Source organism: Pseudomonas putida, from assembly GCF_028682175.1.
Lineage (GTDB): Bacteria > Pseudomonadota > Gammaproteobacteria > Pseudomonadales > Pseudomonadaceae > Aquipseudomonas > Aquipseudomonas putida_AD.
The window spans coordinates 197,891-216,037 of record NZ_JANHKS010000001.1 but is presented as its reverse complement, the minus strand read 5'-3'; the positions used below and the strand labels follow the sequence as shown (position 1 = coordinate 216,037).

21 protein-coding genes and 1 pseudogene are annotated in these 18,147 nt (G+C 53.4%); 13 read left to right on the top strand and 9 right to left on the bottom strand.

The window, feature by feature from the left end; all coding sequences use genetic code 11:
* Positions 1–5: 5 nt before the first annotated feature.
* Both NPS29_RS00985 and NPS29_RS00980 read right to left on the bottom strand, forming a co-directional pair.
* Positions 6–482 carry a response regulator transcription factor gene (locus NPS29_RS00985; RefSeq protein ID WP_274130281.1) on the bottom strand — a complete coding sequence of 159 codons (477 nt, stop codon included), beginning with the start codon at positions 480–482 and terminating at the stop codon, positions 6–8.
* A gap of 278 nt (positions 483–760) precedes the next feature.
* A complete protein-coding gene (locus NPS29_RS00980; protein ID WP_274130142.1) occupies positions 761–1,672 on the bottom strand; it encodes an abortive infection family protein in 912 nt (303 codons plus the stop codon).
* A 359-nt stretch (positions 1,673–2,031) separates the two neighbouring features.
* Between NPS29_RS00980 and NPS29_RS00975 the strand changes: the two genes are divergently transcribed.
* Both NPS29_RS00975 and NPS29_RS00970 read left to right on the top strand, forming a co-directional pair.
* The gene (locus NPS29_RS00975) at positions 2,032–2,868 is read left to right on the top strand and encodes a hypothetical protein (protein WP_274130141.1); all 837 of its coding nucleotides are present in this window, start codon (positions 2,032–2,034) and stop codon (positions 2,866–2,868) included.
* A 138-nt stretch (positions 2,869–3,006) separates the two neighbouring features.
* Positions 3,007–4,230, top strand: a complete 1,224-nt coding sequence (locus tag NPS29_RS00970; RefSeq protein WP_274130140.1) for a hypothetical protein — start codon at positions 3,007–3,009, stop codon at positions 4,228–4,230.
* A gap of 69 nt (positions 4,231–4,299) precedes the next feature.
* On the opposite strand, the gene NPS29_RS00965 is transcribed toward NPS29_RS00970, so the two are convergent.
* Positions 4,300–4,998 (bottom strand): hypothetical protein, encoded by a 699-nt coding sequence (locus NPS29_RS00965; RefSeq protein WP_274130139.1) that lies wholly within the window; start codon positions 4,996–4,998, stop codon positions 4,300–4,302.
* Between the two features lie 855 nt (positions 4,999–5,853).
* On the opposite strand from NPS29_RS00965, the gene NPS29_RS00960 reads away from it, so the two are divergent.
* Complete coding sequence (locus tag NPS29_RS00960) at positions 5,854–6,072, top strand: hypothetical protein (RefSeq protein WP_274130138.1); 219 nt, start codon at positions 5,854–5,856, stop codon at positions 6,070–6,072.
* Positions 6,073–6,356: 284 nt separating this feature from the next.
* On the opposite strand, the gene NPS29_RS00955 is transcribed toward NPS29_RS00960, so the two are convergent.
* A complete protein-coding gene (locus tag NPS29_RS00955) occupies positions 6,357–6,797 on the bottom strand; it encodes a helix-turn-helix domain-containing protein (protein ID WP_274130137.1) in 441 nt (146 codons plus the stop codon).
* A 257-nt stretch (positions 6,798–7,054) separates the two neighbouring features.
* On the opposite strand from NPS29_RS00955, the gene NPS29_RS00950 reads away from it, so the two are divergent.
* The 4 genes from NPS29_RS00950 (at position 7,055) to NPS29_RS00935 (ending at position 10,679) form a co-directional block, all read left to right on the top strand.
* Positions 7,055–7,801: a metallophosphoesterase gene (locus NPS29_RS00950; protein WP_274130280.1), complete on the top strand. Its 747-nt coding sequence runs from the start codon at positions 7,055–7,057 to the stop codon at positions 7,799–7,801.
* Positions 7,802–7,815: 14 nt separating this feature from the next.
* Positions 7,816–8,124 (top strand): hypothetical protein, encoded by a 309-nt coding sequence (locus NPS29_RS00945; protein WP_274130136.1) that lies wholly within the window; start codon positions 7,816–7,818, stop codon positions 8,122–8,124.
* An 81-nt stretch (positions 8,125–8,205) separates the two neighbouring features.
* Positions 8,206–8,715: a hypothetical protein gene (locus NPS29_RS00940; RefSeq protein ID WP_274130135.1), complete on the top strand. Its 510-nt coding sequence runs from the start codon at positions 8,206–8,208 to the stop codon at positions 8,713–8,715.
* Between the two features lie 1,256 nt (positions 8,716–9,971).
* Positions 9,972–10,679 carry a DUF6957 family protein gene (locus tag NPS29_RS00935; protein ID WP_274130134.1) on the top strand — a complete coding sequence of 236 codons (708 nt, stop codon included), beginning with the start codon at positions 9,972–9,974 and terminating at the stop codon, positions 10,677–10,679.
* Between the two features lie 1,430 nt (positions 10,680–12,109).
* On the opposite strand, the gene NPS29_RS00930 is transcribed toward NPS29_RS00935, so the two are convergent.
* Positions 12,110–12,358 carry a hypothetical protein gene (locus NPS29_RS00930; protein ID WP_274130133.1) on the bottom strand — a complete coding sequence of 83 codons (249 nt, stop codon included), beginning with the start codon at positions 12,356–12,358 and terminating at the stop codon, positions 12,110–12,112.
* A 125-nt stretch (positions 12,359–12,483) separates the two neighbouring features.
* On the opposite strand from NPS29_RS00930, the gene NPS29_RS00925 reads away from it, so the two are divergent.
* The 3 genes from NPS29_RS00925 to NPS29_RS00915 all read left to right on the top strand — a co-directional run bounded on the left by NPS29_RS00925 (position 12,484) and on the right by NPS29_RS00915 (position 13,641).
* On the top strand, positions 12,484–12,816 hold the full coding sequence (locus NPS29_RS00925) for a hypothetical protein (RefSeq protein WP_274130132.1): 333 nt from the start codon (positions 12,484–12,486) through the stop codon (positions 12,814–12,816).
* A gap of 239 nt (positions 12,817–13,055) precedes the next feature.
* Positions 13,056–13,280 (top strand): DUF6555 family protein, encoded by a 225-nt coding sequence (locus NPS29_RS00920; RefSeq protein WP_274130131.1) that lies wholly within the window; start codon positions 13,056–13,058, stop codon positions 13,278–13,280.
* 130 nt (positions 13,281–13,410) lie between these two features.
* Positions 13,411–13,641: a hypothetical protein gene (locus tag NPS29_RS00915; protein ID WP_274130130.1), complete on the top strand. Its 231-nt coding sequence runs from the start codon at positions 13,411–13,413 to the stop codon at positions 13,639–13,641.
* 167 nt (positions 13,642–13,808) lie between these two features.
* Here the strand turns inward: NPS29_RS00915 and NPS29_RS00910 are convergent, their stop codons facing one another.
* The gene (locus NPS29_RS00910; RefSeq protein WP_274130129.1) at positions 13,809–14,042 is read right to left on the bottom strand and encodes a hypothetical protein; all 234 of its coding nucleotides are present in this window, start codon (positions 14,040–14,042) and stop codon (positions 13,809–13,811) included.
* 181 nt (positions 14,043–14,223) lie between these two features.
* On the opposite strand from NPS29_RS00910, the pseudogene NPS29_RS00905 reads away from it, so the two are divergent.
* Positions 14,224–14,418, top strand: a pseudogene (locus tag NPS29_RS00905) (DUF4113 domain-containing protein); the annotation flags it as partial.
* A 22-nt stretch (positions 14,419–14,440) separates the two neighbouring features.
* On the top strand, positions 14,441–14,680 hold the full coding sequence (locus NPS29_RS00900; RefSeq protein WP_274130128.1) for a hypothetical protein: 240 nt from the start codon (positions 14,441–14,443) through the stop codon (positions 14,678–14,680).
* Here NPS29_RS00900 and NPS29_RS00895 read toward each other — a convergent pair.
* Positions 14,677–14,907 (bottom strand): hypothetical protein, encoded by a 231-nt coding sequence (locus NPS29_RS00895; RefSeq protein WP_274130127.1) that lies wholly within the window; start codon positions 14,905–14,907, stop codon positions 14,677–14,679. The genes NPS29_RS00900 and NPS29_RS00895 overlap by 4 nt on opposite strands.
* Positions 14,908–15,377: 470 nt before the next feature.
* Complete coding sequence (locus NPS29_RS00890; protein WP_274130126.1) at positions 15,378–16,166, bottom strand: alpha/beta fold hydrolase; 789 nt, start codon at positions 16,164–16,166, stop codon at positions 15,378–15,380.
* 279 nt (positions 16,167–16,445) lie between these two features.
* Between NPS29_RS00890 and NPS29_RS00885 the strand changes: the two genes are divergently transcribed.
* The gene (locus tag NPS29_RS00885; RefSeq protein ID WP_274130125.1) at positions 16,446–17,108 is read left to right on the top strand and encodes a TetR/AcrR family transcriptional regulator; all 663 of its coding nucleotides are present in this window, start codon (positions 16,446–16,448) and stop codon (positions 17,106–17,108) included.
* Positions 17,109–17,636: 528 nt separating this feature from the next.
* Here NPS29_RS00885 and NPS29_RS00880 read toward each other — a convergent pair.
* A complete protein-coding gene (locus NPS29_RS00880; protein ID WP_274130124.1) occupies positions 17,637–18,128 on the bottom strand; it encodes a helix-turn-helix domain-containing protein in 492 nt (163 codons plus the stop codon).
* Positions 18,129–18,147 lie beyond the last annotated feature (19 nt).

Sequence of the window (18,147 nt, the reverse complement as noted above, 5' to 3'; positions counted from 1 at the left end):
ATCTCTCACACCAGCGAATTGCGTTTAGCCATCTCTATTAGTTCAACCAGAGTCTTGGCTTTGAGTTTTTGCATGAGGCGGGTCTTGTATGTACTGACCGTCTTGTTGCTCAGGAACATGCCCTTGGCGATTTCCTTGTTTGTTCGCCCCTGGGCAAATAGCTGCAATACCATCAATTCGCGGTCGTTGACCAGTTTGAAACGCTCGAGTTCGTCCGGGTCACCATCGCGGGCCGACATTGCGCCGAGCGCCTGGCTTGGAAAGTAATTGTAGCCGGATAATACCGCTTTCACCGCGCTGACAAGTTCACTGAGGTCTTCCTGTTTGCATACATAACCTGCGGCACCCGACTGCATGCAACGTATCGCAAAGAGCCCCGGTGCCTGGGCAGTCAATACCAGAATCTTTGCGGGAAGATTCATGGCGTTGAACCGGGCCAGCACCTCCAGGCCATCGAGCTTCGGGATGCTGATGTCGAGAATTTTCTAGACAAGGCCTATCTAGTGTCAAAGCCCACAAGGCTTTGACTGCCTTTGAGCCCTTGATTTGCTTTGCTTTGAGGCCAAAGCCCACAAGGCTTTGGTGCTCCTGCTCCTGCTCCTGCTCCTGCTCCTGCTCCTGCTCCTGCTCCTGCTCCTGCTTTAGACAGGAAGCTTAAGATGCCTTATTGACTGGGAGTGATCCTGAATAGCTATCCCTGACACACCTCAATATATGGCAAAACCCGCGACGCCGAATTATTTGCAGCGGCTTGTGCTGGTCAGTGATTGCTCATGTGTGCTTTCAGTTTTTGCAATATATAGATCGCAACCGCCCCAGCCAGGTTATTTGAAAGTCTCGCTATATCCGCGCTGGCCTCTTTGTCTCCGCCATGAGCTGTGCCCAAGTGAGTTCTTAATGCGCCAGTTCCTTGAGCGATAGACTTCATGCCTCCCAGCAATGATTTGATATCTTTGGAGTGGTCAGTCCCATCGGGAATTATAATTGGCGGAAAGTCGTCCACTACCGCGTTAATTAGCTCAGTTATCGTTTTCTTGTTTCCGAGAGGAATTTGCCGCTTGTCGAGATAGTGGCGGCAAACCGATTCCAGAAACTGGTTGCTGCGGGTGAGGGAATCGCTTGCGTCGACGTCGATGATCGAACGTGCCCCGGCCCACTGTTTTTCGAAATAGTCGCCCTGCATTAAGTCTGACAAATCTCTGTCGATGCTCTCACTTTGATCATCGGAAAACTCGGAGAGAAGCCTTGCAGCACTTTTGGCTTCGCCAAGCTTTTCTCTGATCTTTACCTCGGCGGCTAGCCAGAGTGATTCAATGGATTCTGGGGACGCGAGCTTGGTAATTTTGTCGTCGTCATTGAAGTCACTGATGTGAAAGCTGCTCATGAGTCCCTCGTAGGGTGTCCCGAAATACTGAGCATCCTCCATGGTGTCCGACGTCAAAATTCGCAGGCTCTGCCCATCAAAACTTAACATGCCGTATGCCCAGGCATCCTCGTCAATCTTCCCAAACGTGATCCGCTTTCCGCAGAAGTAAAGGCTCAAACCGTTAAGGCTTTCACGAAGATCTTGCTCAACGATTTCCAAGCCAGCCCGGATCTCGCTGCGCGTATCCAGCACTGTTGAGACAAGCGCGATAGCGCCTCTTTTCTTGTCGTCATGAATGGTGAGCATCCGCAAGTCGATGTGGTTTCGAAGGGGCGTGCGAACGCCGCCGGGAGCATGATCGGTTCTAGCCTCCCAATTGGGCAAGCAGCTTGTTTAAGCGCACGAGGGCGGTTCCAACGGAGCAGGAGGGCTGCAGCCTGGGCCTATCTGACTACCTCTGCTCAAGCGGGTCGATGATCATTTGATGGAGACATACTCACCAAGATGGAATCACTCACCGAGGTGGAGACACGGGCCAGGATGCAGAAACATTCGTCGGTACGCACTCCTGGAACCACTGCGCAGGAGTACCGGTTGATTGCTGATCTATAAAGAAATCCCTCGGTGGAGCGATACAGACACACATCTTTGTATAGAGTGTCTTCATGTCCTTCCTTTGGAATCTTCAACTACTCAAAGAAGAGTGTTGCGACTTCATCACTGAAACATACCAATCAATACGCGAACGCATGACTGGCTCGATGGTGATTGCGTTGCTTTCGCTGGCTGCAACGGCTGGGTCTACTGTCGCTGCTTTCCTCGCCTGGGACGTTTCTCGCAACGCCAGTCGAGTTTCAGAAGCATCCCAAGCCCTGGCGCTGAAGGTTTACACCGATCAGATCGCGCTCGGACATCCGTCGGTTTCTGTCCTATCGGGGGAGAGCACTATTTCGGCAGTCCAGCATCGAGGATATTCGCTGGATGACGCCTATGAGTACGTAGCAAAATTGGTTCTGAGAAACTCAGGCCAGCGCGATTCGCCGCGAGCCTGGATAGCGCTGTATGGAGAGTCCTCCATCTCAGACAGGCCTATCGTGTCAGTCGTTACTCTTCCCAAGGAGACCGACGTTGGAGTCAGATTTCCATTAGGCACATTTTTTGGGGTCAATGAGAACGAAAGTTCATGGCTAGTTGCAGTTATCTACGAGGACGAGGTGCCCGCGCCGGTGATCAGCAGCGATGGCTCGACTGCCTCCAAGACACTGCATCGGGTGTGCGCGCCTCCTGTTGTGTTCCGAGTGACGTCGTGGGTCAAGGAGCGAGGGCAAGACCCTGCAATCAGGTCGTTTTCCTCAGGCTCACCTGTTGCAGCGGAACAACCACCTCAAACATCTCAGCAGTGGGATCCCCGCGAAGAAACGGCCCAGAAAATACAGGCTGTCAAAGATGAGGTGATCCGGGCTGCAAACACCGTTAATGCCTGCATGGAAGGTTCTCCCTGACTTCGGTAAGCACACCTTCAAGAACAGAGCTCTTTTGCGCCGTCTGCGTGTGGGTGTTCGTCGGGTGGGGAGGAGGGGGCGGATGGGGACTGAGGAGGCTATGCTCGACCAACCGTGTTTGGCCTCTCGGAGCTCTGCATGATGTGGACACACCGTCACGTTTGCGTAGGTTGCATCGCAGAACCTTATCTCCAGGAACAGCTTGAAAGCTCTGCCGACCTCAAAGTCAGTACATGTTTTTACTGCGGTAACCTACGTGGCGGCATCACTCTGGATGACCTCGCTGAGCGTTGCGGCGGTGCGATTGATGCGAATTTTCGAGAGCCTGACCTGACACCAGCCAGTGCTTGCGGCAGTGGCTTCGGTGATGCGAGCGCTACATTCACCCTCGCGGAGGTTCTTCGGTTAGTCCTCAATGCTCATTCCGACCTTCTACTCGACATTGAGGCGTCGCTTCACACCGCTTGGGCTCAAGATGACGGCTACGATCCTCGCTTTGCGTTAGGCCCAGATCTAGATCCAGCGGGTGTCTACCACTCAGCACTCGCTGATGTGAGCGTGAGGCCAAGCCCTGCCTTCGCTGACCTTTCAGGAAAGATCGGCGAGATGCAGGGATGTGATGCAAGCCCCATTCATTGGCTCGGGCCCGGGTGTCTGATTCAAAGCCTCTACAAGGCTCGTTCCTTCCCGACTCTTGAATCGGCGGAATCGGCGTTGCATTCACCTGAATTCGAGACGGCATTTAACTTTTGCCGCGCAGATGACAAGCCAGACAAGGCTTGGCGATTTTCTGCCTCGACGGATATCAATCTTGCAATCGCCGATGCGAGGCCCTGGATGGGGTCATGTGTGATGACAGCTGAAGTCTACATCAAGCAATCCATTGCCCTGTTGGACTTGAGGCGACTCAGCGAGATGCCTCTTCAGGTCAACGGGAGCTACTTCAGTTCAACGCAGGCAAGGCAAGGGCAGTTCCACGCGTTCTTTCGGACGCTGCAGCAAGCATTAAATACTGAGCGGCACCTTCAGGAGTCTGAATGGTGCACAAGCTTTGGGTACCTGGCATTGTCAATGCTTTGGACATATCTGCGTAAAGGCGATTTGAAGATCGAAGGTGTTTTGCTGTCGCCCGCCTCAACCTCCAAGTGGTGGGAGGAACCCGGATGCACAGTCTTGTTGTGGAGCTGCCCGTCCTTGATATCAGCGCATAACAGCGACAGCTTCACGGTGGGACGCTCAGACGATGGGGTTTTTCAGCTGGATTGGGAAAGCGTCAGGGTTCACTACGTTCAGCGCATGACGATACAACGGGTTGAAATAGCCTCGCACCATTTTGCTTTTCGCGAGAGTCGAGGGCGCTGATTAGATGCGGCCTCGATGATGAGAGGCGAATCGGGCTGCTCCATCATCGCCTCTGTAGTCATTTACGGTTCAACCTTCGTTATGCCCGTTACACAGATCAGATAGCGATTGATCATCTCTACAGGCGATTCTCACGGCGTCGGCAACGGTAGCGGCGTTGGTGGGTATCCAGAGGTTATCCACGACGAGATACCTTTGTTTTGTCGAGCGGTTGCGTAGCTTCAGGGTCTTCAGCGTCTCATCGATCGCGCCGAGAACGGCGTTCGTAGGTGCGGTTTCAAACGTGATGTCAAAGACAGCCGCGTCTAGCTGTACGTAATTTTTGCTGTTGGTGGGTGGCATCAGGAAGGGGGTGACTTTATTGGCTGGTAGCACCTTTCCATCAAGATCGTGAAATTCACTCACAGGAATTTCACTTACGTTGCCCCCTGGAAGTTCGTATCCACCCGCGCCGCTCGCTGTAGCTGCAATTTGGCGCGTGACGTGGCCAATTACGTGCTGGGGCGGGTAATCGACCTTGAAGCGCGTGATGAGCTGATCTGCTGGGCTGTTGTTTTCTAGGTTGAAATCATAATAGCGACCATGAGACTTTACGAACGCGAGACTCACATCCCCGACCAAGAAGTTGTAGGTGGTGGTCATCAGCAAAGAGAAGACGCCCAGGGCCCCGCCGATGCCGACCGCCCGAGTTAGCCAGCGTTTCGATGCAGAGTACCGCTGAGGGCGTTTGAAGGATTTCGCATCTTTCGAGGATCGTTTGTTAGCCAAGATTATGATTCCATTCCTATTAAAAGCTCATCATCTCTCCTTCGCTTAAGGCGAGGAAACCCCGAGGCAGAGAGCCTCCGCAACAAATAGCTGATCAGCTGATTCGAGAGTGAGTATCGATGGCTCACCAATGATTGGGCAAGCTAGGGGCGGTGACTTATGAGTATGCTCCCGCCTCTCCAATGTAGGTGGAGACTCAGATAATGCTGCTGAGAGAGACTTAGGAGAAATGCATCGCGCACGATGTCCGCTCCCGGTGATCACGACCCTTCCAGGTAGTAAAAGCTTCCAACTCGATTGCCGTCGCTCGCCTGCATTTGATAGCGCGCTAGCGGTTCGACACCATACAGTCGGTATTCAAGGAATGACTCATGCTCATGATCAGGAAGTACACCCCCAAATTTTCCAGCAGTAGAGAGATCGAGGCGCGGCGCTATGCCAAAAGGTTGGTCTGGCCTGCTCGTATTGCTTCAGCGCTTCTCGCTTTCCCATTGACGCAGTTGGTTGCAGTGATCGTTAGTCTTGCACTGGGACTGGTCGTCTATGTGGTCGGACGAGTCTTTCGACAGCATGAAAGAGAGCTAGCCGCTGAGACGCCTTTTTTGCGTCGAGCATGGATCATGAGGAGGGGATTCAGCTTTTGGCTTGTCTCTACCATTGCGTTGGGCACTGCGTTAGGGCAGACGGGTTGGCTGGGGTGGAGTCATTTTCACCATGAAGCTGTCCAGGTTGCGTTGAGCGTCCTTAGTATGATTGAGGCTTTGTTGAAGTAGGTTAACCTCTCGGAGGTGGTCTGAATCTGCAGGTGACCACCTGACCCCTGACCAATTGACAACCTGGAATCTGGACGTTGCGGTGGGGAAATTCGCACGTAGCGCCGCGTGTAAAGAGCCTGCAGATCACAGCTTGGGTAATGTCATGGGATTGAATCCATTCCATGATTTTTCGGCCTGGTCGGCGCTCAAGGCACCTCAAGAGATTCCGCTGCTTCAAGCCTTCGAAGTCCCCGCGCTGGATGTCAAGGAGGAGATGGATGCCTGGATTACAGCGGCTAAAGCGACAGCCGGAATCTGAGAGCAGCTTCAAGTAAGAATGGCTGGATCGACGCAGATGCAACACAGGTCACTCAGGCCTGCGTTTGCGCACCGCTGATTCTGTCGACGACCGGGCTTGGAGGGTGTTTGTATGTTTCGTTTTTGACAGAGCTCGGTTTGGCCCCGAATTCGGCCAAATCCAATTAATCTGGAGGTGGATGACCGCATGCAATGGAAGCGATGTGGAACCTTCGTTTTGATGCTCGATCTACCTGTGGGCCATGTGCTTCAGGGGCCGCCACTACCAACGCATCCCACGCCGGACTACCAGTGACGGGCCGTCGTCGACTTGGCGATCCCCATCAGCCGAGATACTTCCGCTTTACTGTGCCCCAGCGCTTTTAGCCGCTGCACCTCGTCACGCACTTTCTCCGCTTGGACGATTCGTGGATGCACTGCGGGTTGGTCATCAAGAGAAATCGGTTGAGTCATCCCGTCGACAGATTCGAGCTCCGCCCTTACGCGTTCCAGCAGCTCCGCCGGTGCAATCTGCTGGCTGCCGCCCCAAGCAAGGGCGGCCAACGAAAGCGGGTGTACGCCGAGCTGTGCAGCGATCTCTTCCAACTTCTCCAGCGTCACGCTGGTCTCGCCTTTTTCTAGTCGGCTGATATGAGACTGTGAGACGCCACCTTCAAAGTCCGCCTGATGAACGGAGTGGTGGCGGCGCAGGAGCCGCAGTGCGTGGGCGAAAGCTGTACGAAGCATGAGCGGCCGTTACCGGTAAATTGCACTGTATGCCGGGTTTGCACAGTTCGATACAAACCCGTATATTCATACGAGAAGTCCTATACGGCCTTGTGACGTTCCCAGGATGGGTAGTGCGCTCAGTGACTTAAATCAGCACGCCTCAATAATCCGCTAAAGGATCATTTTTAGCGGGCGAGTCGGCCTGTTCCAGGCGTTACCAATCATCGGATGGATGTGCCTGAGTTTTCTGAAGACCATGAATCGGAGTGATGCTGTTGAGAGTCCGGATCTACTCCGACCTGCACCTTGAGATAGACCCACGGCTCGCAGTGCTTGAGGTGCTGGCAAGTGACGCGGATGTTGTGATTCTCGCAGGCGATATCCATACGCGCGCACGCGGCGTTAATTGGGCTCTGCAAAATTTTGGGGTACCTGTCGCCTACATCCCGGGCAACCACGAATTTTATAAAGGCCACGTCGACCGCACGCTCCAGTCCATGAAGGAGCTGGCTGCCGGCACCAACGTGCATGTCCTTGAGAACGAGTCACTCGTGGTCGGTAACGTACGGATCTTGGGGGCAACCGCCTGGACAGACTTTTCAGCCAGCGGAAACGTTTTTCAGTCGTCCCAAGAAGCGAGAAGGGGTATGAACGACTTCCGCTTGATCCGAGCGGGCGAAGGCTATCGCGCGTTGAGTGTCAGTGACGTGATTGATCGAAATCATCAGACCTATCAGTGGTTAAAGGAAGAACTGTCAAAAAAATTTGACGGCAAAACCATGGTGGTGACCCATCATTGCCCCTTGATCGATTACTGCGGGCCGGAGAAAGGGTCTTTGCTGATGCCAGCTTATACAAATAACTGGCCCGAGCTAGTGGAGCAAGCTGACTACTGGGTGTTCGGTCACACGCATAGTCACGTTGACGAAATGTTGGGCGGCTGCCGGCTTGTCAGTAATCCAAAGGGTTATCCGGGTGAAGAGTGCGGGTTCGATCCCGGTTTTATGATTGAAGTGACCTGAGCAAGTTGGTTTCGATGAATAACTACGAACAGAAGTTGGCTGAAGCTGCACTGAAAATTTTCAGCCGTCCCGTCACAGGCTTTTTTCTTGATGCCCGGATCAAGGGAGAGGGCGTCAGAGGGGCGATTTTCAAAGATTCTCTAAACCGGTACGAGGATGGAGATACGTTCACCACTAGCCCGGTACAGCAGACATGGAGCGAGCATGGATACACGCTGTTCGCTACCGAGGCTGGCTCGTGTTACGTCGCTGTGACCCATCTGATGTTCGTTGAAGAAAATTTTGAGGGCGTGCCGCAGATGTTGATATTTCGCGCGAGTTGAAGAGGGTTTCACTCCAACCGTGCCGTCCAGATGAAACCGTCGGATCATAATCGTACCGGCCTATAGTGCTTAAGGAAATGCATGTCTGATCTTACAAAGATGACGGTTGTTGTCAAAAATTATAAGGATTCCGAAGGCGAAGGGCTCGATCGTCTGTATAAACGAGTCCGTCTGGAAGACCCGGCAGGTAATACGTTCTATTTCAAAAATGTGGTGGTGCCCAAGTATCTCCAAGGCAAAGGGGCGTTCGCTCATGACGTGCCACGGACTTGGAATTTCAAAAATCTCGATAAGAATTCAATCATCATCATTGCATTCGAGACGAAGACTGGAAAGGTTGAATACGATCTTGATGATCTTCAAGACATTGCACGATCTACCATATTCAAGGGTGTGGTTTATGGCCTTGGGTCGATCCCTGCAGGGGTGATCGTGGCAACCGCTACCTTTGGGGTCGGGCTTCTGATCATTCCGTTTGGTCTGTGGTACGGGTATCGGTTCGTGTTCAAGGTGCCAAGCATGTTGAGTCGTAAAACTTTGCAGAACGATCTCGCAGGGCATGGGATCGGTTTGGGTGGATCGGTAACTTAAGGAGCTATTGAAGTGAATCGCGAAGGAGAGTTTCCGAAAGCGGTAACAGAGGCATTGCTGGTCAAGTTCGACCCGCCGATCACAGCGATTCTCTATCTGCCTGAGGTCGAGGGCTTTTCCCTTTTGGGCAATGTTTTCCGGGACAGTGGGGGAAGGTTCGCTGATGGCAGGCTGATTCGCACATCGACGATTATCAAGTTCAGTGACGTTTCGGGATATACCGTTGCGATAACTTTCTCAGGGAGCCGATATGTGCTTGTGTCGTCAACCGGGGCTGACGTTCAAAATCTCCTGTCGCCTAGATTGACTGAGTCGGCATGCCATTAGTGCAAGCGATCCGTACAGCTCAAAGCGTGACATGTCCAGCTTCGCGGGTTTCTCTTGGAAGGCGGAGTAGTCTGCAAGATCGCGCTTGCTGAGAGTACCGATCAGGAGATCGAAGGGCAGGGGAGTGGAGCGTACTGTTATTTTTCACTGAACTTTGACAGTCAAGCCATGAGGAGCACCTACGCTTGAAATCAAATGTCTTCTCCATCAACAGCTCCTTCTCAACGAGGGACGTGACGGGTTCGGGAGAGCAGAAACCAGCGGAGGTTGAGCAGGCGATGGCATACGACTGGGGTGTTTTCGTAGACGCCTATCTATGCAATGGCCGCGGGTAGGTGATCGGTACGCAGCCACTGCCTATTTTGGTCAACCAGGCGAGATCCCGAATGGGGCAACTGTGGCGACGCATCCACTCAGAGAGGTTGCAACGAATAGGGCATTCAGATTGTTCCAAACTTTGGATGGGGCTGATCACTACGTGCTTGTCTCCGAGCAAAGAATAGGAAGCCATAGTGGCGATAGTACTTAATTGGCCACCAGCGGTATTACGCGCAGCAGCCCTCCAATTCAAAGCGCCTGTGAGCGGGATTCTATGGCTACCGGAAATCGACTACCCCTGCCTGACGGGCCGGGTTTTTATGCATATCAGCGATCAATTCGCAGATGGAGAGTTCATACGCACCTCGGAGGTCAGAGAGCTGATCGAAGAAGGTGACTACACAATTGCGCGCACCCATGGACGTACCCATTACCTGTTGGTAGAGGTTCGCGGAAACTCATTCGCGGGATTGCGTCGGCTCCCCCGAGTACGCCCTTGTTTCAGTGGGAGCCTTCACTGATTCGTCACCTGGACGACCTGTTCGGCTATCTAGTTTTGATCGCGGCAAGATCGCCAAACCCATTTCATTTTTTCAGCTGCAGGGGGCTCAATGATGGAAACGGATTTATACAGGCTGCTAGAGCTCAGCGGCGACCAGGTCGAGGGCGCTACGTATGCTGACGCCGAGCGTCTAAAGGAGCTTGGGGCGAGAACGTGGAAACCACACTGTGTGCTGTATTCCTGGATCGTGCTCGATTTGGTCGACGGCGACGTGGCTGACTTAATCCTGGGTGACCAGGCGTCAGACATTGATGGTCGTCAGGCGGATCCTCAGCATGGAGATGCTGCTGCAAGCTCGCACCTACCCATCGTGCTCTTCGGGCACTACGTGGAGTTTCACAGTGCTGGCGAATATGGGAAGGGCAGCGTCATCAGAACTGGGCCTGCGGTGGAGTACGACGGTCGCGGAATATTTGAAACCGAGGACACCATTTTCGTGCTGCTCGGCAAGGGCTATCGCCGACCGGCCTCTGTTGAACTGGTTAACTCACTTCCCTTGGGAGTGATACCGGAGGATCACCCAGTCCGCAAGCGTGAACGGCCTCGTGGTGGAGTTGCTTCTGCGCGGCAGTTCACAGATGTTATTTACTGTGATCTGCAAATGTCGCACACGCAGGGCCATGAGCTCTTGGCACTGGTCGCGAAGCTGCGTTCAAGCGGCAGCTATCCTGGGCTGGAGAGCGTGTTCATCGATATTGAGCGAGAACTCAGCCATTCCACGTTGATGGTCGAATCTGCACCGTTCCGCCGACGATAAAGAGGTCGGCAAGCTAGCAGGCGTCACCGAAGCCCTCGCAGTGGATGAATACGGAGGGTAGCACTGGCATGCATCACGTAGTCAGCCACTCACACGCTCAGAGGGGAGGGTTCGTGGCATGTCAGGCATTTGTTTTTGACGCCTTCGAGACGATCCTTCAAATCCAATCCGAAGTGCATCCTTATCGGTAGGTATTTCGGGAGGGGATGAGTAAAGGTCGGCGGCCGCGACGACGCCAGCTCGCTATGGCTCCCAGATCCGCTCCCCATTCTGCTCGATCACCCCGCTGTCCGGCACTCGGGCCGTACCGCGCACAATCAACCGCCCCGGCAACACTTCCTGAATCGCTAGAATCGGTTAAAAGACTGATTTCACAAATTATTCACTTGTATCCGATTACGGTAGCGACTACTCCTTTTGTATCCCTTTAAGCCCGCCGCTCCAGCGGGCTTTTTTCTGCCCGCGGTATCGGTGACTGTTGGGCACTCTGCTTGATGCTCCCTCTGTGGGCCGTCTTTGAGCGCGTCACCGAGCAGCCCTTTCGATGACGTTCTGACTCAAATTGTGGGTACCAATCACGCGGCGTTGAGCTGTACATCTCTCACCAAAAGGACTCACGACGAGGAGTGTGAGGATTTGATGCTGGGCTGGTTAGAGGTGTGATGAGGCTTCATGAGCCTATGTACAGTGGTGGCTGTTTCAGCTTCACAAATTTTGGGCGCAGCTATACCAACAGTGCCAGCGCAGCTGGAAGCCGCTTTTTTCAAAATCGAGCTGATGCTTTTATTGGCAGCAAAGAAGCAGTAGCGGCGAAGCCGCTAAGAGACGATTTCCTTTATGCCCCTGGCTGCTCCCCGAGCAGCTAATTATGCTCAATTCCGGGAGAGTCAAAAGCGTCAAACGCGAGCCAGAAAAAACCGTATGAATTCTGTGCCAGGTGTGGTGGTAGGGACTCCGCCGCTTTTTCTTTGCCCTCAAATATATAAACTCCGTCGTTGAGAAAGTTTTTCAAGGAGGTAGGGGGTAGATCTATTTTCACACTGTGAACTGCGTCACGTTTTTAGGCCGTTTTGCCCTCTCGAACCCGAGTCGCCGGCCTTGGCTTGTTGCCGCAGATTCAAACCCGGAGCGATCTTGATGCAGACGATTGCTACGCCGCGTCTTGGCCATAATTCCATCCCTGATCAACCTCGACTCATCATTTGAGCAGCGTACCCAGGTAACGGCTTATCTCGCACTGACGAGCGCCCTTGAGGCAACCCCAGTCGATAGATCATACCCTTGCGCTGGGTGCGTTCAGATCAGGGAGCCGGTTTGTTGGCATGTTCAGCGTTATCTGCAGCAGCAATTGATTCGCGATGGGCAAGCGACCGGAGCTATACGTGACTCTGCGTTTGCGGGCGACTTGGGCGTCTAGAACATGTGAGACCTTAAAGGGGTTTGGATGAGTACCCCTGTCCACCTGTGGACTCGCCGTCGTCATCGAACCGCTTCATCAGGCCGATGGCTAAGCAATTCAATCGGACGTTGAAAGCATCAAGCATTTCCTGGACTTGCCCGACTTGATGACCGGAAACCTCGACCGACTTGGCCGTCGTAAGAATCGCCTCAACGGTTGAGTTGAATTCGATTTGGTTCCGGACGAGTTCAGAGTAAAAGACGGTGACTGCCTCGCTCATGTCGTTCTCCTTCACATGCCCGGTCGCACTATTGGTCGTCGGGTTTGATGCTACTCACATTTTCGTGAATAGAGGTGAATGATAGAATACTTGGAACCGAGAAATTGCTCTCACCTGGATATTGCATGAACCCTACACTCAGTGAAGAAGAGATGCGCCGCGCGCTTTTTGGTAACCCTGCGTCCGCTCCTAATGTCACCTCTCCACCATCTCCAGAGCCTGTCCCTGAGGTCGTGTTCGTGAAACCTACGGCGCCAGCTCCCAAGAAAAGAGTCGCGAAGGCCTTCACGCCTCGCCTTAAGGTCACGCTGCGTGTGGGAAACGAATTTGAAGGCAAAACCTACGAGCTGATTCTCGAAGCTGACACGCTTAGCAAACTCCAGGCGGAGCTGGATGTTGTGAAAGCTGCTCGCAAAAAATACCGGTATGTAGAGGTGGTCTCGGTCAAGTCGATGTAGAGGATGGCGTACCGAGTCCACTCCATCCTTTTCCAATGGAGCCAAGCGCTTCGAGGCCTACCTTCGTGATGGTCAGTTTTGCCGCAGCGATGCGAGACATACCCTTCGTTTGATAACCTAGAATTGGGCAGGGCAATTCATTTGAATGAATGCGCTAACTGACTGTTAAATATATGGAATTATTTCTTTGTCGGACAATCTTTGGCTAGGTGGATCAGACTTTCCCCAAGGAGTGAACGATGGCGCAAGAGCAACATTTCCGGATCGATTATCTGCTCAATGGAGCCTACAAGACCTTTTACATCCGCGCGGCATCAATGGATAACGCGCAGGCTTGGCATTGGGCGACCGTGGACGCGGGTATCGGCCAGATCCCCAAGTACCGAACCGACCCTACCCCTCGTTTGAGCAAGCCTCAGGCGGAAAAACATGGGATTACCAATGTCGAGTGGAAGCGTGCCTAGGTGTGATCGACCAAGTAGGAGCGTTGCACCAATCTCTTATGACCGCTGGGATACTTTGATCGAACAACTGGGGATATGGGCCCTTCGAACACAGTAGGTCGTGAATGATTTGCGGCCAAGCGAGGTGCATATGAACAGTTCGACAATACCCGGTGAAAATAGAGACGACGGCGATGTCATCCAGCCATTGGAACCTGGTCGTCCCGACGTCATGCCCAATCCGCCACCTGGCGGCGATGAAGGTGATTTGAAAGAGGACGGTGTATCTCCACCATCCGATGACGATGTAAAGCTGGATGAAGACATGTCGGACGTGGAAGCCAATGACTCGGTCTCCGAGGAGCATCCACCTCTGCGCTGAGGCGGTCGCAGAGGGAGCCGTGGGTCGCAAGCCTCTTCCTACCGCTGTATAGGGGAGTGAACACTGCGTTTGCTCCCCGTGTTATTTGCCTCGCCCCAAACCCCCGAAACTGATCTCAGTGCTGGCCACGGGAATTCGCTGAGAGGCGTCCAGTGGCCAAGGATGTATCAGTTACTGTCTGCAACTTTTCGCTTGATATTATCGGTGGCACGTTTTAAGTCTTCAGCTTCCTGCTCCTTGGAGCGGATGGACGAGGGGGTGATGACCTCGTCAACGGCGCGGGTGTCGTCATCACGATCCTCGAGGTCTCTTTTGACAACGTCGACAGGTTTCCCGGACGCATCCACTGAAGGTACGGTGGACGGGGTAACGCTTGCTTTTTTAGTTTGGTCATCGTTCATGCCGGGAACCTCCAGTCAGTTAAACGTTGGAGAGTGGCTGTCCACGCGAGTTCGCAATAATTTCAACCGTGACTGCATTTGTCCCAACAGTCAAAGCCCAGCGAAAAATGAGCAAGTAGCTAAGCGCCAGGCTGCTGATCAGCTTGGCTGTGGTCTTGTGATCTATCAGTCATGATCGGTCGTTCTCGCTCATTCGCAGCCGGCTATGGCCGATACATTGATGAGTGTGTTGGACGACTTAAACGGTAGGTGGGGCAGGGGGACGCTTAGGGTGGCCAGTGTTCCTAAGGATCCAGGTTGGGCGATGCGCCGCGATCTTATGAGCCAGAGCTACACGACGCGGTTGGATCAGCTGTGGACTGTCAAAGCCATCTAGGGGCGAAAGAGTGGGAGTCGAGATGAGTGATACGAACCAAAACCTGCGTAGAGAATTGCAGGGAATAGCTGCTGACTTGAAGTGGTCAGCTGTGGAGCTCGTGCGCATTGCGGAGCGTTTGAGCCAAGCCGGCAATGATCCCGATGCTCAAGCCTTGCACCGGATGATCGCGATGTTCCAACGGGAGGAAATTCGGCTCCAAGGTATGGTGAACGATGTTGCTGAGGGGCGGATCGTTCACTTGGAAGCAGTGTCAGGTTAATCCTGATCGCGCTGGCAATTCTCCATGCTGTCGTGGCGCTCCATCAAGCTCTTGGACAGGGCGCTGATTTGAGAATGGAAGCTCCCCATCCTCTCTTGCAGATCGGTGATGTGAGTAGCTGATACGCCGCGAGAGGCCGCTTCATCAATCAGTGATTGAAGGGTAGAGGTGAGCTCAGTCTGGTTCTGAATCAGGTCGCTGTACGCTGTCGTGATTGCGTCTTTCATGCTGGATTTCCTTTTGATTCATTCGAGACCAATCGATGCGGCGAGTTTTAGAGTGGGCCGCCTTCGGCGGACGGCTGTCGTGAACCAAGCCGCTCCGCTTCGCAGGCGTCTTGGCCCTGCGGGCTTCCATCCTCCCACCTTCGGCCACGGCCTGCGCGCTCCGCTTGCGTTTGGCCTACATCCCGCATCCTGAGGTTTTTTGCTAGGTCGGTGCCACCAAGCCTATTCAAACGTAGAGGTTAGAAGTCAGGAGGCGATGATTGCGACGTCTCATATTTTGTCCCGTTTTTTAAGCCGTCCTCTCAGGCGCCCGTGAACGACCTGTGTACATTGGTCGATGAGTAAAACTGGGCTTACCGGCGGTCGACGGGTGAACCGACAGGATGAATCTGCCGCTAACGGCGCGAGCCTGAACGGCGAGCTCTGCTAGGGAGCTGCCGTCGAGTCATCGCAGAGCCATCCGTTTTTTTTCAGAGTTGCTTCAGGAAGCTGTGCAGAATTCCGTTGAACGCGTTGGGGGACTCGATAGGGGGGAAATGCCCGACACCTTCTAGCATCTCTATGGGGGCCCCACCTAATGCTCGGGCTAGGGCTTCAATGATCTCGTAGGGGACATTAATGTCGGCGCTCCCACCCACAACCAGAGCAGGGCAGGAGATCTTGTCAATGTCTTGAGTTAGATCGAGGTCTGACACCATTCCCCAGATCGCACCGTGCGCAAACGCGTCCTGTCGTAACAGTGTGGCTGTCGCCCTATCGAGAACGTCGGGCCTTCGAATGCCGTAGCCAGGCGCGAACCACCGTTCGATGGTCATGCCTACAATACTCGCCATACCTTCGCTGAGCGCATAAGCGGCTCGCTGCTTAAGTGCTGTCCTTGCAGATACGGCTGTATGAGTCGTGCCGACGAGCACGAGTGACCGAACGACCTCTGGATGGCGCAGCGCCAAGTGTTGAGCAATCATCCCCCCAAATGAAAGACCAACAACATGAGCTTGCCTAATATCCAATTTGTTCAGTACGGTCGATACAGTGTCAGCAAGTTGTGCGAAACTCGGCTCGGACACGAGAGGGGATGAAAGCCCGTGTCCTGGCATATCTATCGCTACGACGTCATATTCCTGCGCAAATACTGATATCTGGTTGTCGAACCAGGTACTGTCCAAGCCAACAGGATGAAGAAAAAGCAACGTTTTTCGTGTACGCGGCCCTGTTCGTATCACATTGATAGGGCCGCTCTCAGGGGTATCAACTAGCATCGTATGTCTCCTTAGTCTAGAGGTAGCAAGCAAGCGGCGCGAAGATGTCCCAGAGTCTGCGAATATATAGTCCGCCGCTCATGGGGTTCTGCGTTCGATCAAAACTGTCTAATTGTAATGTCTGTATTTTTCCTAGGGGCTTAGAAATGGCCCTAGGCAATGATAAATAATTACAATCAGAAGAATTACGATAGGGAGTTGCTGACTCGCTATCGGATATCGACTGCATGGGTTAATGTTATACGAGTAACCATTTAGATTTGTACTCGCTTAGAATTCATGAAAAATAACTCACGAAAAACCGCCGCAACGGCCCGGAAACAGCCACTTCAGAGGCGCTCGGTCACTACGGTCGCCGCGATTATTGAGGCGGCTGCTCGCATTCTCGAGGAGCGAGGCCATGCCGGGTACAACACCAATAATATCGCCCAGCTTGCAGGCGTCAGCGTGGGGTCGCTCTATCAATATTTTCCGAACAAGGATGCGATCACCATCGCTTTACTCCTGCGCGAGCTGAAGGCATTGAGAGCCGCCATCGAGGCAGACGCCGGCGACGGGTTCGATGCTGGTGCCCTTGAGCGAATGATCGAGACTGCCGCGAGGCATCAGCTTGAGCGCTCCAGGTTGGCAAAGTTCCTAGATTTAGAGGAGGCCCGGCTTCCTGCTGACCAGTTGCTTTATGAAGAGCGACAAAAACTGATGACGATCATCCAGAGTTTCTTTGAAGGCTCGGCTCTGGGGGGCGGTGATAGCGATCAGGTAGCCCAGGATGTATTTGACATCGTGAGAGGCCTTGTCGACGCTGCAGGGTTTAGAGGGGAGACCGATATCTTGGGCCTTACAGTCCGAGTAAAGTGGGCAGTATCCGGATATTTACGCGCGCGCGAATCATCGCTGGGCCTTTCCGGTTATTGCTGGGCGGGTACGCCTGGCCGCGGCTAGCAGTCCAAAGGAAGGTATGCGCGGATGTTTCGAGACTGCTCCCAAAGTGTTCAATCATGATGGTTCGTCCTACTGCTCTTTGAGGAGATCTCCAGCCGTCCGAGCTCGATGAACTCATGAGCTCACACCCCAACAGCAAAAAGCAGATAGTCATTCATGTACTGCGGGGGGGGCTCTAGCGATTTAACGACCGTTAGCGGTTTACCGTCATCGCCATTTGGTAATCATTCAAAGTGAGCCTCAGTGGATGGGAGCCGGGCAGGTGATGGCTCCGAGGCGGGCATGATCAGGTGAGCTGAGCCATTATCATCTATACAGGCGTGCTCCCCGGACGCTCGCAGCACACGTAAATATGCTGCATCTAGAGTCTAACTATTGATGAATACTCAGCGTATTCCTTCGCGTGGGGAATTTGCGCGATCGTCCCTTCGCGCGAGCAGCTCGATCCGTGCCTGAAGGCCGATGATTGTGGAGTGCTTTCTTCCATCAATCCAAAGGAACGCGGAGCTATGGAGCAAGGTTTGAGAGTCAAGTGCTGAAGCCGATCTTCCCTCGCCATTTTTTAGGCGGCATACCGAATGCCTTGGAAAAACTTCTGGTGAAGTGTGCCTGATCTGCAAACCCGCAGTCTAAGCCTACCTGTGTGATGGACAAGTCCGTGTGTTCAAGCAGCTCTCTGGCCCTGGTCAGTCTGGCATGCTTTAGCCAGTCTCTTGGAGAGTAACCTGTTGTGTTTTTGAAGGCCCGTGAGAAATTGCTTCGTGATAGGCAACATCCTTGGGCTACGGCTGAAATCTGAATGCCAGCACTCAGATTATCCAGCATGATTTTCTTGGCTTTTTGCTCTTGCCAAGAACTCAGTTGCGCTTGGCCCTGGCGCGACTGAATCAAGCTCAGGTAGACCTGGACGATGCCCCTACGCCGGTCTGCCTCCAGCCCGCCAATGTATCTCCATCGCGCCATTAAGGCATCGATCTCAGGAGGCGATTCGAAGATTTCAGAAAAATGCTCTTCGCGCATAATGACCTCTGGTACTCGC